Origin of the sequence: Phaeobacter sp. BS52 (assembly GCF_045040595.1) — a bacterium.
GTDB lineage: Bacteria > Pseudomonadota > Alphaproteobacteria > Rhodobacterales > Rhodobacteraceae > Phaeobacter > Phaeobacter piscinae.
This window is the reverse complement of the sequence record NZ_CP090662.1, coordinates 1333326-1348160: the sequence shown is the minus strand read 5'-3', so window position 1 is coordinate 1348160 and position 14835 is coordinate 1333326. Positions and strand designations below refer to the sequence as shown.

The 14835-nt window shown below is 61.3% G+C and carries 11 protein-coding genes and 4 pseudogenes; 10 read left to right on the top strand and 5 right to left on the bottom strand.

Annotated elements, in window-relative coordinates; translation table 11 throughout:
* The first annotated feature begins 76 nt into the window (after positions 1 to 76).
* From fabZ to lpxB, 4 genes and pseudogenes are all read left to right on the top strand, one after another.
* Entirely contained in the window at positions 77 to 541 is a 465-nt protein-coding gene (gene fabZ / locus L0Z65_RS06570) for a 3-hydroxyacyl-ACP dehydratase FabZ (RefSeq protein WP_024097392.1), read from the top strand.
* A 5-nt stretch (positions 542 to 546) separates the two neighbouring features.
* Positions 547 to 1334 (top strand): annotated as a pseudogene (gene lpxA, locus L0Z65_RS06565) (acyl-ACP--UDP-N-acetylglucosamine O-acyltransferase).
* Between the two features lie 4 nt (positions 1335 to 1338).
* Positions 1339 to 2128 (top strand): annotated as a pseudogene (locus L0Z65_RS06560) (LpxI family protein).
* Positions 2125 to 3288 carry a lipid-A-disaccharide synthase gene (gene lpxB / locus L0Z65_RS06555; protein WP_405111807.1) on the top strand — a complete coding sequence of 388 codons (1164 nt, stop codon included), beginning with the start codon at positions 2125 to 2127 and terminating at the stop codon, positions 3286 to 3288. The pseudogene L0Z65_RS06560 and the gene lpxB overlap by 4 nt, the downstream one beginning before the upstream one ends.
* A 98-nt stretch (positions 3289 to 3386) precedes the next feature.
* Here the strand turns inward: lpxB and mnmA are convergent.
* Positions 3387 to 4533, bottom strand: a pseudogene (gene mnmA / locus L0Z65_RS06550) (tRNA 2-thiouridine(34) synthase MnmA).
* A gap of 148 nt (positions 4534 to 4681) precedes the next feature.
* Between mnmA and L0Z65_RS06545 the strand changes: the two are divergent.
* The 5 genes and pseudogenes from L0Z65_RS06545 to L0Z65_RS06525 all read left to right on the top strand — a co-directional run bounded on the left by L0Z65_RS06545 (position 4682) and on the right by L0Z65_RS06525 (position 10605).
* Positions 4682 to 4960 (top strand): DUF1153 domain-containing protein, encoded by a 279-nt coding sequence (locus L0Z65_RS06545; protein WP_040104126.1) that lies wholly within the window; start codon positions 4682 to 4684, stop codon positions 4958 to 4960.
* Between the two features lie 125 nt (positions 4961 to 5085).
* Positions 5086 to 5805, top strand: coding sequence for a response regulator transcription factor CtrA (ctrA, locus tag L0Z65_RS06540; RefSeq protein WP_014874550.1), 720 nt, complete (start codon positions 5086 to 5088; stop codon positions 5803 to 5805).
* Positions 5806 to 5944: 139 nt separating this feature from the next.
* Positions 5945 to 8203 (top strand): NAD-dependent DNA ligase LigA, encoded by a 2259-nt coding sequence (gene ligA / locus L0Z65_RS06535; protein WP_405111803.1) that lies wholly within the window; start codon positions 5945 to 5947, stop codon positions 8201 to 8203.
* Positions 8200 to 10291 (top strand): annotated as a pseudogene (gene recG / locus L0Z65_RS06530) (ATP-dependent DNA helicase RecG). The gene ligA and the pseudogene recG overlap by 4 nt, the downstream one beginning before the upstream one ends.
* A gap of 191 nt (positions 10292 to 10482) precedes the next feature.
* Positions 10483 to 10605: a hypothetical protein gene (locus L0Z65_RS06525; protein ID WP_024097384.1), complete on the top strand. Its 123-nt coding sequence runs from the start codon at positions 10483 to 10485 to the stop codon at positions 10603 to 10605.
* 308 nt (positions 10606 to 10913) lie between these two features.
* Here the strand turns inward: L0Z65_RS06525 and L0Z65_RS06520 are convergent, their stop codons facing one another.
* A complete protein-coding gene (locus tag L0Z65_RS06520) occupies positions 10914 to 11366 on the bottom strand; it encodes an iron-sulfur cluster assembly scaffold protein (protein ID WP_040168939.1) in 453 nt (150 codons plus the stop codon).
* Positions 11367 to 11425: 59 nt separating this feature from the next.
* Here L0Z65_RS06520 and hisI point away from each other — a divergent pair, with 59 nt between their 5' ends.
* Complete coding sequence (gene hisI / locus L0Z65_RS06515; RefSeq protein WP_118067852.1) at positions 11426 to 11803, top strand: phosphoribosyl-AMP cyclohydrolase; 378 nt, start codon at positions 11426 to 11428, stop codon at positions 11801 to 11803.
* 56 nt (positions 11804 to 11859) lie between these two features.
* Here hisI and gluQRS read toward each other — a convergent pair whose 3' ends face one another.
* From gluQRS to trmFO, 3 genes are read right to left on the bottom strand one after another with little or no spacing between them, the layout of a single operon-like run.
* Positions 11860 to 12735, bottom strand: coding sequence for a tRNA glutamyl-Q(34) synthetase GluQRS (gene gluQRS, locus L0Z65_RS06510; protein ID WP_405111798.1), 876 nt, complete (start codon positions 12733 to 12735; stop codon positions 11860 to 11862).
* Complete coding sequence (locus L0Z65_RS06505) at positions 12732 to 13346, bottom strand: class I SAM-dependent DNA methyltransferase (protein WP_405111795.1); 615 nt, start codon at positions 13344 to 13346, stop codon at positions 12732 to 12734. The genes gluQRS and L0Z65_RS06505 overlap by 4 nt, the downstream gene beginning before the upstream one ends.
* Before the next feature lie 33 nt (positions 13347 to 13379).
* The gene (trmFO, locus tag L0Z65_RS06500) at positions 13380 to 14723 is read right to left on the bottom strand and encodes a methylenetetrahydrofolate--tRNA-(uracil(54)-C(5))-methyltransferase (FADH(2)-oxidizing) TrmFO (protein WP_405111792.1); all 1344 of its coding nucleotides are present in this window, start codon (positions 14721 to 14723) and stop codon (positions 13380 to 13382) included.
* Between the last annotated feature and the right edge of the window lie 112 nt (positions 14724 to 14835).

The following is a 14835-nucleotide window of genomic DNA, read 5'->3' as shown; positions in this document are numbered from 1 at the left end:
GACCTGCCCGGCGGCTTGCCGAAGCTGTGGCCAGTTGCTAGGACATACCTAACATTCAGAAAACGGGAAAACCGCAATGACAACCGAGCTGAAAAGCGCCGACATTCACCTGATCCAGCGGATTCTGCCGCACCGTTACCCGTTTTTGCTGGTCGATAAGGTCGTCGAAATCGATGGCTATTCCTCGGCCTGTGGCATCAAGAATGTCACTATGAATGAGCCGCATTTTCAGGGCCATTTCCCGGGCACGCCGATCATGCCCGGCGTCACCATCGTCGAGGCGATGGCGCAGACCGCCGGGGTGATGCTGGGCGTTGGCATGGATATGATCGACACCGAGCTGCTGATCTATTTCATGAACATCGACAAATGCAAATTCCGTCGCAAAGTGATCCCCGGCGATGTGCTGGAAATGCGCGTGGAAACCACCCGTGGCAAGCCCGGCGGCAAGATCTTCAAATTCAAGGGCGTCGCGACTGTTGATGGTGAAACGGCGGCAGAGGCGGAATTCTCCGCCATGGTCGACGTGCAAAAGGATTGACCCAGATGAGCCGGATCCACCCCAGCGCGGTGATTGAAGAGGGGGCCAAGATCGGTGCGGATTGCGTCATCGGCCCGTTCTGCCTGATTGGCTCTGATGTCGTACTTGGCGACCGGGTGGAGCTGAAATCCCACGTTGTGGTGACCGGTGATACCGAGATCGGCGAAGATACAGTTGTATTTTCCTTCGCCGTTTTGGGGGAGATCCCGCAGGACCTGAAGTTCAAGGGCGAGCGCTGCAAGACCGTGATCGGCAAGCGCAACCGTATCCGTGAGCATGTGACGGTGAACGCCGGCGACAGAAGGCGGCGGTGGTGTTACCAAAATCGGCGACGATGGCCTGTTCATGGTCGAGCTGTCACATTGCCCATGACGCGCAGGTCGGGGATCGGGTGATCGTTGTGAACTCAGCCGCGGTCGCGGGCCATTGCGTGCTGGAAGATGACGTCATCATCGGCGGCCTGTCCGGCATCCACCAATGGGTGCGGATCGGGCACGGTGCCATCGTCGGCGCCGTCACCATGGTCACCAATGATGTGATTCCCTATGGGTTGGTGCAGGCCCCGCGCGGGGAGCTGGACGGGCTGAACCTTGTCGGGTTGAAACGCCGGGGCGTGCAACGCTCTGATATCACCGCGCTGCGGGCCGCGTTCCAGATGCTGGCACAGGGCGAAGGCACCTTTCAGGAGCGCGCGCGCCGTCTGGGCGCCGAAAGCGACAGCGAATACGTGCAGGAAATCGTCGAATTCATCACCGGTGAGAGTGACCGCTCTTTCCTGACGCCGGGGGGCTGATCACATGCTGGCATTGATTGCAGGGCAGGGCGCCTTGCCTGCCGAACTGGCCGCACGCCTGTCAGATCGACCGCTGATCTGCGCTATGTGCGGGTCGGAGCCGGATCACATTGAGCCGGAACTGACCTTTCGTCTGGAACAACTCGGCAGTTTTATCGCGCGGTTGGCAGCCTCAGGCGTGACGGAGATCTGCCTTGCGGGGGCGGTGCGTCGTCCGACGATTGAGCCCGGCGAGATCGACGCCGAGACCCTGCCGCTGGTGCCGGTGCTTCAGGGCGCTCTGGCGGCTCAGCGATGACGGCGCGCTGCGGGCCATCATCGGTATCTTTGAGCAGGCAGGTATGACCGTGTGCGCCGCCCATGAGGTGGCGCCGGATCTGTTGATGGCCGAAGGCATTCCGACCGAGGTCAAACCGGGCGAGCTGGACAAGCCGGACGCTGAGCGTGGCGCCGAGGTTGTGGACGCCATGAGCCGCGCCGATGTGGGCCAGTCCTGTGCTGTGCGTCGGGGGCAGGCGATTGCGGTGGAAAACCTCTTTGGTACCGATTGGATGCTGAGCGCGCTGCAAAAACGCCCGGATGGCACCGGTGGGCTGTTGTTCAAGGCGCCCAAACCGGGGCAGGACCGCCGCGCTGATCTGCCCACCATCGGTGTGCAGACGGTTGAGCTGGCAGCGAAGGCCGGGCTCTCCGGGATCGTGCTGGAAGCGGGGGGGGTTATTGTCCTGAACCAGGATGATGTGGTGGCCACCTGCAATCGCCTGGGCCTGTTTCTCTGGCTGCGCAGCGCATGAGCCTGCGGGTGTTCATCCTCGCGGGGGAACCTTCGGGAGATCGCCTCGGCGGCGCGTTGATGGCCGGTCTGCGCCAGCTGCGCCCGGATGTCAGTTTCGAGGGGGTGGGCGGCGCGTTGATGGCCGAGCAGGGGTTGGTCTCGCGCTTTGACATGTCTGAGCTTTCGGTAATGGGGTTGGCGGAGGTGCTGCCGCAGTACCGCCACCTGAAACGTCGCATTCGTGAAACTTCGGATGCAGTGCTGGATATGGAGCCGGATGTGATGATCACCATCGACAGCCCGGATTTCTCCCTGCGGGTCGCTGGATTGGTGAAAGAGGCCAGCAATATCCGCACGGTGCACTATGTGGCGCCTTCGGTCTGGGCCTGGCGTCCCAAGCGCGCACAGAAGATGGCCAAGGTGATCGACCATGTGCTGGCGCTCTTGCCGTTTGAGCCGCCCTATATGCAGGCGGCTGGTATGGAGTGTGATTTTGTTGGCCACCCCGTTGTGGGCGAACCACAGGCATCGGCGGAAGAGATTGCCGGTTTTCGCAGCGCCTACCAGCTTGACGATACGCCAACTGTTCTGGCGCTGCCGGGGTCGCGTCGCTCTGAGGTGACACGTCTGGCGCCGGTGTTTGGCGCCGCGCTTAAACAGTTTCAGGACAGTCACCCGGAATACCGGATCGTGGTGCCTGCTGCGGGTCCGGTTGCCGATCTGGTCCGCAGCCATCTGGCGGAATGGTCGGATACGGCGGTGGTGATTGACCCCAATACGCTGGAGCCTGAGGTGGCGAAGGCGCACAAACGCGCAGCTTTCGCAGCGGCGGATCTGGCATTGGCAGCCTCTGGCACCGTCTCGCTGGAGCTGGCGGCGGCGCGCACCCCGATGGTGATCGCCTATAAGTTCCAGTGGCTCACCTGGCACATCATGCGGCGGATGGCGTTGATTGATACTGTGACGCTGGTCAATCTGGTTAGCGACACCCGCGTGGTGCCCGAATGCCTTGGCCCTGAGTGCACGCCGGAGGCAATTGCAAAGGCGCTGATCAAAGTGAAGGCGGAGCCGACCGCGCAATCCTCTGCCATGGCCACCACGATGGAGCGGTTGGGTGAGGGCGGCGAAGATCCGGGCCTGCGCGCGGCCCGGGCCGTGCTGGATCGTCTGCCGACGTAATCCTCCGCCCGGACCTGACGCCTGCCGGATACAGAGCCGGGCCTGAGAGCAGCTCTGCCCTCAGGCACTATCTCGATTTTGGTTTTTAGAGGTGTCTGTCAGTAGCCGCGCCAGATCCAGCCGCCGCCGAAAATACGACTGCCCTCACCGGCGTAGAACACACAGGCCTGACCGGGGGAGATGCCTTCCTCGGGGGTCAGCAGTTCGACCTCCGCCTCGGTCTCCGAAATCGGGCGGATGATGGCGTCACGCGGGGGGCGGGTCGAGCGCACCTTGACCTTCAAATGCCATTCCTCGCGGCTGGTGAACGCCTCATCTCCCAGCCAGTTGATCTCGCGCACGGGGATCGTACGGGTGGCCAGCATCTCCTTGGGGCCGACCACAACCTGTTTGGTGTCGACATCCAGCTTCACCACGTAGAGCGGCTCGCTCAGCCCGCCGATGCCAAGACCGCGACGCTGTCCGATGGTGTAGTGAATGACGCCCTCATGGCTGCCCAGCACGCGCCCATCGGCATGGACGATCTGGCCGGGGTCTGCCGCACCGGGGCGCAGTTTTTCAATCACGCTGGCATAATCGCCATTCGGGACAAAACAGATGTCCTGGCTGTCGGGCTTGTCCGCGACGGCCAGACCGTATTGAGACGCCATCTCGCGGGTGGCATCCTTGGACGGCAGATGGCCGAGCGGGAAGCGCAGGTAGTCCAGCTGCTCCGGGGTGGTGGAGAACAGAAAGTAGCTCTGGTCGCGATTGGCGTCTTCGGCGGAGTGCAGCTCCGGTCCGTTTGGCCCGTCCTTGCGCTGGATATAATGGCCGGTGGCCATGCAATCGGCCTCCAGATCGCGGGCCGTTTCCAGCAGATCCTTGAACTTCACCCGTTCGTTACAGCGGATACAGGGCACCGGGGTTGCGCCAGCCAGATAGCTGTCGGCGAACTCATCAATGACCGCATCCTTAAAAATGTTCTCATAATCCAGCACGTAGTGCGGAAAGCCCCGCTCCTCGGCCACGCGGCGGGCATCGTGAATATCGATGCTCGGCACAGCAGGCGCCCTTCTTCGCAAGCGCCGCGCCATGATCATAAAGTTGCAGGGTTACACCCACCACATCATAGCCCTCATCGGCCAAATGTGCAGCAACAACAGAGCTGTCAACGCCGCCGGACATGGCCACGACCACCCGAGTTTCGGCAGGTGATTTGGCAAAGCCAAGCGAATTCAGTTGGGGATGTGCATCCTGCGCCATCAGGCGACTCCTCGGATATGTAGGAAAGACACCGCAGAATATAGGAAAATCCTAATGATCCTCAAGGGGCAGGTTCATCCCTCCTTAAGGCGTTTGCGCGAAATGTGGGGACGGACCAATTTCGATGATCCACACGAAGGAAGAAAAGATGTTCTTGAAGAAAGTCGATGGCCCCCGCGCTGTGACCCTGCCGGATGGCACGGTGATGACACGCGCGGATCTGCCGCCAAAGACCACACGGCGCTGGGTGGCATCGCGCAAAGCGGCAGTTGTGCGCGGTGTGCTCTACGGCTTGATCCCGCAGAGCGAGGCATTGCGCCGCTACAGCCTGAGCGAGGAGGAGTTTCGCAGCTGGGTTTCCGCCGTCGCAGACTTCGGCGAGGACGCCCTGAAAGCCACCCGTCTTAAAGACTATCGTAAATCCTGAGGCAAAAAAATCATTCACACTTGAGGTGATCGCGCAAATTAACCATCATGGTAACGGGCCATTAACTTTTTTCCAGCAAGGTTAATTCGACCTGAGGGAAACAGTGTACAGGCGGAGAAAATAATATGCGCATTCTTCTTGTTGAGGATGATCCAACAACGGCGAAGAGCATTGAGTTGATGCTGACTCATGCGAACCTCAACGTTTATTCGACCGATCTCGGTGAAGAGGGGATCGATCTGGCTAAGCTATATGATTACGATCTGATTTTGCTGGATCTTAATCTGCCCGATATGAACGGCCACGAGGTGCTGCGGCAGCTGCGGATGGCCCGTATCGAGACGCCGATCCTGATCCTGTCCGGTGCCGATGACACCGAGAACAAGATCAAGGGCTTTGGCTTTGGGGCCGATGACTATCTGACGAAACCCTTCCATCGCGAGGAACTGGTGGCCCGTATTCACGCCATCATCCGCCGCTCCAAAGGGCATTCGCAATCAATCATCAACACCGGCAAGATTTCCGTTAATCTGGATGCCAAGACGGTTGAGGTGGGTGGCAAGGCCGTACATCTGACCGGCAAGGAATACCAGATGCTGGAGCTGCTGAGCCTGCGGAAGGGGACCACCCTGACAAAGGAAATGTTCCTCAACCATCTCTATGGTGGCATGGACGAACCAGAGCTGAAGATCATCGACGTCTTCATCTGCAAGCTGCGCAAGAAGCTGAGCACGGCAACAGGTGGTGACAACTACATCGAAACCGTCTGGGGCCGGGGCTATGTGCTGCGCGATCCGCAGGACGACCAGATGTCTGGTGGCCACCGGATGGCGGTAGGGGCCTGAGAGGGCACTTTACCACTCTAATTTGAGACCCGAACGATCCCGCCCCGGCGGGATTTTTCACATCTGCAGGCCGTGCTGCGGCTGGACGCGATGGCGTCACCGTCCTATCACCTAGCTAAGACAGAGCGAGGCGAGAACCGTGACACAGTCAGGCAAGAACGATCTTAAGGATTTGACCAGCGACGAGGCGCGCAGCCGATTTCAGGCGTTGCAGGACGAGCTGCGCGCGGCGGATCTTGCCTATCATCAGGCGGATGATCCAGAGATCAGCGACGCCGACTATGATGCCAAGAAACGTGAATATCGCGCACTTGCCGAGCAATTTCCGGAACTGGCAGATGGCGCGACCGCGCTGGAGACGGTTGGTGCGCCGGTGGCCTCCGGCTTTGGCAAGATCACCCATGCGCAGCGGATGATGTCACTGGGCAACGCCTTTGACGATGAGGATGTGCGGGATTTCGACAAGGGGTTGCGCAAATACTTAGGCCTCGGCGCCTCGGATCCGCTTGCTTATACGGCGGAGCCGAAAATCGACGGGTTGTCGCTGTCGCTGCGCTATGAGAACGGCAAACTGATCCATGCCGCCACCCGCGGCGATGGCGCAGTGGGGGAAAATGTCACTGAAAACGCCCGCACCATCGACGATATTCCGCAGGAAATCCCCAACGCCCCGTCGATCCTTGAGGTGCGTGGCGAAGTCTACATGAGCCACGAGGATTTCGCGGCACTGAACGATCGCCACGCTGCGCAGGGGGGCAAGACATTTGCCAATCCGCGCAATGCGGCGGCGGGATCGTTGCGCCAGCTGAATGCGGAGATCACCCGGTCGCGGCCCCTTCGGTTCTTTGCCTACAGCTGGGGGGAGCTGTCGGAACCTTTGGACGAAACGCAGTTTGAGGCGCTCGCGCGGTTACGGGAAATGGGATTTCAGACCAACCCGCTGACCAAACACTGTACCACGACGGATGCGCTGATCGCGCAATACCGCCTGATCGAGGCGCAGCGCGCGACGCTGGGCTATGATATTGACGGTGTGGTCTACAAGGTGGATGCGCTGGCGTTGCAGGCGCGTCTCGGCTTTCGCTCAACCACGCCGCGATGGGCGATCGCGCATAAATTCCCGGCGGAACTGGCCTGGACGCGGCTGGAGGGCATCGACATTCAGGTGGGACGGACCGGCGCGCTTAGCCCGGTGGCCCGGTTGCAGCCAGTCACCGTGGGTGGCGTCGTGGTCTCTAATGCGACGCTGCACAATGAGGACTATATCGCCGGGCTGGATTCAAAGGGCGAGGAGATCCGTGACGGCAAGGATATCCGGATCGGCGATTGGGTGCAGGTCTATCGCGCGGGCGATGTGATCCCCAAGATTGCTGATGTGGATCTGTCCAAACGCCCCGAGGAGGCGGTGCCTTTTGCCTTCCCTGCGGTGTGCCCTGAATGCGGGAGTGATGCGGTCCGCGAGGAGGGGGACGCGGTGCGCCGATGCACTGGTGGTCTGATCTGCCCGGCGCAAGCAGTTGAAAAGCTGAAGCATTTCGTCTCCCGCAAGGCGTTTGATATCGACGGGCTGGGGGCGAAGCAGATCGAAGCCTTCTACGGTGACGAGGTGCTGGCGATCAAAACCCCTGCCGATATCTTTACCCTTCAGGCGCGGGATGAAAAGACGCTCGCCAAGTTGAAAAACCGCGATGGCTGGGGCGAGACCTCGGCCGCGGATCTTTTTGCGGCGATTGAGGAAAAGCGCAGGATTGAGCTGGCGCGGCTGATCTTTGGCCTTGGGATCCGTCACGTGGGCGAGGTCGGCGCGCGCGATCTGGCACTGCATTATGGCGACTGGGACGCGATGGCTGCGGCGGTGGATATAGCGCGTCCAGCCGCCCTGGCGCAGCGGGCGGCGGATGAGGCGGAGGACCGTGAACGGATCGCGGCCGCGCAGGAGGGCCGCCGCGCCCGGATCAAGGAAGCACGCGACCGGGCCATCGCCGCGCTGAACGTGCCGTCCGAGGCCCGCGCGGCATGGGACGACCTGACGGGTATTGACGGAATTGGCGCCACGCTTGGGCTGTCGCTGTCCGATGCCTTTGCCAATACGGAAGAACGGGCGGCCTTTGATGCGCTGCGCGGCCATCTGGACATCATCCCGCCAGAGGCGCCCCAGAATGACAGTCCGGTCACTGGGCTGACAGTGGTGTTCACCGGCACATTGGAGAAAATGACCCGCGCAGAGGCCAAGGCCCGCGCCGAAGGTCTGGGTGCCAAAGTGGCGGGCTCGGTGTCAAAGAAAACCGATATTCTGGTCGCAGGCCCCGGTGCGGGGTCCAAGGAGCAGAAAGCCCGTGATCTTGGGGTGCGGATCCTGGATGAGGACGGCTGGCTGGAGCTGATTGCAGGCGCATGAGCGGCAGACCAGAGATCCTGTTTCCGCTGTTTGCTTGACTTGGAAACGTTACAGGGGATCGGCCCGAAGACGGCGCAGCATTTCGCGCAGATCGATATAGAGACGCCGCGTGACCTGTTGTATTCGCTGCCTTATTCGATTGTGGATCGCCGCCGTCGCGACAGTATTCGCGGGCTTGATTACCCGACGGTTGCCACGGTGGAGGTCACCATCGGTGCCCATCGACCTGCGCGCAACAAGGGCGGTGCCTACCGAATCCATGTGAGCGATGCGGAGGAAGAGTTCCAGCTGGTGTTCTTCCATGGGCGCAGCCGTTATCTGGAGGCGCAGCTGCCGGAGGGCGCGCGCCGGGTGGTGTCGGGCAAGCTGGAGCTGTTTGATGGCATGGCACAGATGGTGCATCCCGATCACATGGTGCCGGTGGCAGAGGCGGGTGATATTCCGGAGTTTGAGCCAGTCTATCATCTGACACATGGGGTTTCGCAAAAGACGATGTTCAAGGCAGCGCAAAGCGCGCTGTCGCGGCTGCCGGAGCTTCAGGAATGGGCCGATCCCTCGCAAATCCGACAGGAGGAGTGGCCGACCTGGCAGGAGGCCCTGATTGCCGCCCATACGCCGGATGGTATGGATGCGCTGGCGGCAGAATCTCCGGGGCGGACGCGTCTGGCCTATGATGAGCTGTTTGCCCATCAGTTGACGTTGGCGCTGGCGCGGCTGCGGGATCGTGGACTGCCTGGGCGCAGCAGTCTGGCCAATGGCAGTTTGCAATCGCGGGTGCTGGCGGCCTTACCGTATCGTCCGACCGGTGCGCAGGCCCGCGCCATTGATGAAATCACCGCCGACATGGCGCGGGACGCGCGCATGAACCGCCTGCTGCAGGGCGATGTCGGCGCCGGGAAAACTCTGGTTGCTTTCATGGCCTTGCTGGTCGCAGTTGAGGCAGGCGGGCAGGGCGTGATGATGGCGCCAACCGAGATTTTGGCCCGTCAGCATCTGGAGGCGCTGCGCCCGCTTGCGGAAACTGCTGGCGTGGTGCTGGAGATTTTGACCGGCCGTGACAAAGGCCGCGAACGGGCTGCGAAATGCGCGGCGCTGGCGCGGGGGGATATTCAGATTCTGGTGGGCACCCATGCGGTGTTTCAGGCGGATGTGGCGTTCCGGGATCTGCGTCTGGCGATTGTCGATGAACAGCACCGGTTTGGTGTGCGCCAGCGCATGGAACTGGCGGAAAAGGGCAAAGGTGCCGATGTTCTGGTGATGACCGCAACGCCGATCCCGCGGTCGCTGGCCCTGACGCAGTACGGCGATATGGATGTGTCGGTGCTGGACGAAAAGCCACCCGGGCGCAAGCCGGTGAAGACCGCCGTCATCAGCACGGAGCGCATGCAGGAGGTGGTCAGCCACCTGCGCCGGGCCATCGATGAAGGGCGGCAATGCTATTGGGTCTGCCCTCTGGTCGAAGAATCCGAAGTGATGGACCTCACTGCCGCCGAAGAGCGGTTCAAGCAACTGCGCGCCGTGTTGGGGGACGATGTGGTTGGGCTGGTCCACGGGCAGATGCCACCCGCAGAGAAAGACGCGGCGATGGCGGCGTTTCAGGCCGGGGAGACCAAGGTGCTGGTGGCGACCACGGTGATTGAGGTGGGCGTCAACGTGCCCAATGCCTCGATCATGGTGATTGAGCGGGCAGAGATCTTTGGTCTGGCGCAGCTGCACCAGCTGCGTGGACGTGTCGGACGCGGGGAGGCGGCCTCGACCTGTCTTCTGCTCTACCAAGCGCCGCTCAGCAAGGGCGGGCAGAAACGTCTGGAGATCCTGCGCGAAACCGAGGATGGCTTTCGCATTGCCGAGACCGATCTGGAGATGCGGGGTGCGGGGGATGTCATCGGCACCGCGCAATCGGGTTTGCCGCGATTCCGTATCGCCGATTTGGATCGGCAGGCGGGTCTGATGGCAGTGGCGCAAAGTGATGCGCGGGCCTTGCTGACCTCTGATCCCGATCTGTCCAGCCCACGAGGGCAGGCGGCGCGGGTTCTTCTGTGGCTGATGAAGCAGGACCAAGCAATTCGTTTGATTTCTGTGGGTTAATCTCGTCCCAGCGTCGAAGGAGTACAGAAAACGCGGCATCCGTTGTCGGCGTTTCTGTCGCTGTTCCTGTTCCAAGTTCTTTCGTGTTCGCAAATGTTCTCATAAAGTTCTTTACAGGTTCCGCTGAATATGAGAACAAATAGGCAACAAGACGCCAGAGAGCGATAGCAAGACAGACAGGAGGACGTACCATGATGACCCAAATCAAGACGACTGTTCAGAATGCCCAATCGACACTGCTGCAGGACGCCATCGGCGCGGCAGCGCTGGTTGTGATGCTGGTGGCGGGTTTGCACCTGCCCGGCCTGCTGTGATGCAACCGACCGGCCAGCTGTGAGGTTTTAGATTTCCTGATCGCACTCTTTATGCCGGACGGGGCCGCCTGTCCCAAGCCTGCCCGGTTTGCCTGCCGGTCTGGCCGACCTGCCTCAGGTCAACAGGTCCCGTTCGGGTCCCGCATGAGAGAGCATACTGCCGCCGCCACCCCCTCGGGTGTGCGGCGGTTTTTTCGTGTGGTTCGTGGAATATGGATCCGACGGCAGCTACGCGCGGATGTCAGGGCTGTCGGCGCTACGCAGCGTTTGCACTTGCAGGCCAGTGGTCAGGCCTGAGCGCAGACCGCTTAGGCGCAGGTCTGTTCCTGATGGGTCTGCATCGCCTCAAACGTGGCATCCAGCGCCAGCAGGATCGAGGCGTGGCGGTTCTTGAACTCCCGCGCCGGGATCAGCACCTCAAACCCGTCAAAAGGCGCATCCGGGACTGGCCCGTCTTCGGTCAGCATCGCCTTCAGTTGCTGGCGGGCCTGCGCGACCTCCGGCAGGGTGCGGCCAAGGATGACCTCGCCCACAACTGCGGCGGAGGCCTGGCCCAATGCGCAGGCTTTCACATCCTGTCCAAAGGCGGCGATGGCGCCCTCCTTGATCTGAAGATCCACCGTCACCGTCGAGCCACAGAGGGGTGAGCGTTTTTTCACGGTCACATCCGGGGTGTCCAGCCGGTCCAGATGCGGAATATCGGCGGCCAGCGCCAGGATCCGTGCGGAGTAGAGTTTTATCAGATCAGTCTCGCCGGACATGGGGTACCTCGGGCTTTCCCTTATGCGCTGTTCCCAATACATAGGGGGCCAGTTCCCAGATGCAAAAGGTTTTTGCCATGTCGTTTGATCCTCTTAGCCTAAAGTATAATGAGGCCGGTCTGATCCCCTGCATTGCACAGGAGGAAGACAGCGGCGAGGTCCTGATGATGGCCTGGATGAATGCCGATGCGGTGATGAAAACGCTGGAGAGCCGCCGGGTCACCTATTGGTCACGATCCCGTCAGGCGTTCTGGATCAAGGGGGAAAGCTCCGGCCATGTGCAGGCGCTGGTGGATCTGCGCGTGGATTGCGACCGCGATTGCCTATTGGCGGTGGTGCGTCAGACCGGGGCGGCCTGCCACACCAACCGGCGCAGCTGTTTCTACACCGCCATTCGCGATGGCGAAGAGGTGGAGTTGATGCAGCCAATGGTCTAAGGCGCGCTGCCAGATGGAGACGGTCCTGAGGGGCCGTGCCTCCGGAGGGGATATTTTTAGCCAGAAGATGGGGCAGGGCTGGCCTCAGTGAGGCCAACCATGGCGCGGATATCCTGCGGGGTTGCGCCTTCGGCACGGTATTTGGCGATGGCGCGGGCATCATCGCGTTTGGCGAGGCGTTTGCCCAGATCATCGCGGATCAGAGTGTGATGGTGGTAGAGTGGCGTGGGCAAGCCGAGCAGCGCTTGTAGCAGCACGTGGATCTGCGTTGCCTCAAACAGATCAGCGCCGCGCACCACATGGGTGATATGCTGGTCGGCATCATCCACCACCACCGAGAGGTGATAAGCGCTGCCCATACCGCGGCGCACAAGGATAATATCGCCGACGGTTGTGATCAGTCGCTCAGGATCAAGCGGATATTGGCCGCCATATGTCTCGCCGGTCTCCGTGAAGGGCCGCAGCCGGGCAGCGCGCACGGCGCTTTTCATATTGAGGCGGATCACATCCTCGGCGCCAGCGTCCGCCATCGCGCGGTTCCGGCAGGTGCCGGGGTAGATGCGACCGTCGGGGCCGAATTGCGGCACACCTTCCTGCGGAGCACCTGCGGCGGCCTCAATATCGCGGCGATTGCAGCGGCAGGGATAGGTGAGCCCCATGGTGCTGAGCTGATCAAGCGCAGCCCGGTAACGGGGCAGCCGCCGCGACTGGCGCATCACCGGCTGCGGCCAGTCAATCCCCAGCCAGGCCAGATCCTCGTAGATCTGCTGTTCCCAGTGCGGGCGGGACCGGGCCGTGTCGATATCCTCGATCCGAAGTAGAAAGACGCCGTCATTCGCGGCGGCCATGTCCTGTGCCAGAAGGGCGGAATAGGCGTGGCCAAGATGCAGCGGTCCGGTTGGCGAGGGCGCAAAGCGGGTGGTGAATGTCAAGATTTCTCAATTACGTAGACGGTGGACTTAAGGTCGATACCGGGGAGGTGATCGCCATGCTCCCGAGATAGCAGCCGCGCAGCGGAACAGTCCAGCCATTCATTCAGCTTGCCGGTATAGGCGGGATCCGCCAGCGCGTGATCGTTGTAGGAAAACACAAACAAACCGCCCCGTGGCAGGGCGTGCATAACCATATCAAATACCGTTGGTGGGGCGGCCCCGGTTCCCAAAACGCCGCAGCCGGTGATCAGGCGATAGGCACCTTTGGCGATGGGTTGGGTCTCCGTCACCTCAATCTGCGTCAGGTGCCGATAGGCGCCTTTGGCACGGGCCTGTTCCAGCATTTCGCCAGAGGGTTCCATACCGTCGATGGTTTGAAATCCCTGAAGTCGCAGGGCAAGGCCCGATAGGCCGGTGCCGCAGCCAAAATCCAGAACCGGTTCGGACATATCGGACTGAACGCTTGCCAAAGCCTCTGCAATGCGACCGGGAGTGGCATAGCCGTTTTCAGCGATCTCGGCGTCATAGGAAGCGGCCCATCGGTCGTAGTGGGTCAGGGTCGCTTCCTGTGTTTCAAGGTCATAGGCTTTGTCGAGAAACTTTTTGCTCATGCGGGCAGTTTAGGCACTGCCCGCGCAGAGCGTCTAGGAAAAGTTTGCCAACCATTCTTGCCAGGCGGCCTTTGCCCGGTCGGTGTAGGCCTTGTAGCGGTCTTTGCGGCCGCGGCGGCCCCCTTTCAGCCCGTCCACCGGGCGGAACAGGCCGAAGTTGACATTCATCGGCTGGAAGGTCTTCGCCTCGGCACCGCCGGTGATGTGGTGGATCAGGGCACCCATGGCGCTGTCCTGCGGCACTTCGGGTAGGGTTTTGCCCAGAATTTCCGCTGCTGCCATCCGGCCCGCAAGCAAACCCATCGCGGCACTTTCGACATAGCCCTCAACCCCGGTGATCTGCCCGGCAAAGCGCAGATGGGGTTTCGATTTCAGCCGCATCTGATTGTCCAGAAGCGTGGGTGAGTTGAGGAAAGTGTTGCGGTGAATGCCGCCAAGCCGGGCAAAGCTGGCGTTCTCCAGTCCCGGAATCATCCGCAGAACCTCTGTCTGGGCGCCGTATTTCATCTTGGTCTGGAAGCCGACGATGTTGAACAGGGTCCCCAGCGCATTGTCGCGACGCAGCTGGACGACCGCATGAGCCTTGACCTCAGGCTGATGCGGGTTGGTCAGGCCGACGGGCTTCATCGGGCCGTGGCGCAGAGTTTCACGGCCGCGTTCAGCCATCACCTCGATCGGCAGGCAGCCGTCAAAATAACCGGCGGTCTCGCCGTCGTGGAACTCGGTCTTGTCGGCGGCCAGAAGCGCGTCGATGAAGGCCTCATACTGGTCCTTGTCCATCGGGCAGTTGAGATAGGCGGTGCGCTCTTCCTCGGTCTCGCCTTTGTCATAGCGCGACTGCATCCAGGCCTTCGACATGTCGATGCTGTCGGCGTAGATGATCGGCGCAATGGCGTCGAAGAAGGCCAGCGCCTCGGCGCCGGTCTCCTGTTGAATGGCCTGACCCAGGTTGGCTGAGGTCAGCGGGCCAGTGGCAAAGATCCAGTGGCCGTCCGTGGGCAGCTCGGTGATCTCTTCATAGGAGACAGTGACATTTGGCAGCGCTTTCAGCCGGGCCGTCACGGTTTCGGCAAAGGGCTCACGGTCCACGGCCAATGCGCCCCCTGCGGGCAGGCGATGCTGCTCGGCGGTGGACATGATCAGACCATTGGCAGCGCGCATTTCCCAATGGAGCAGGCCGACAGCGTTCTGTTCATCATCGTCCGAGCGGAAGGAGTTGGAGCAGACCATCTCACCCAGATTGCCGGTTTGATGGGCAAAGGTCTCTACCTTGGGGCGCATTTCATGCAGCACCACGTCTACGCCCATATGTGCGGCCTGCCATGCGGCCTCTGAGTGAGCCATGCCGCCGCCCACGATATGCAATGTTTTTGTCATGCCCGCCACATAGGGCAGCTGGGGCCGTCACGCAATATTGCGCGGTGCGGCTTGTGCTGATCGCTGCGAAAAACTGGCGTTTTGGGGCCTGTGCTAGCCCAACGCCATCAGT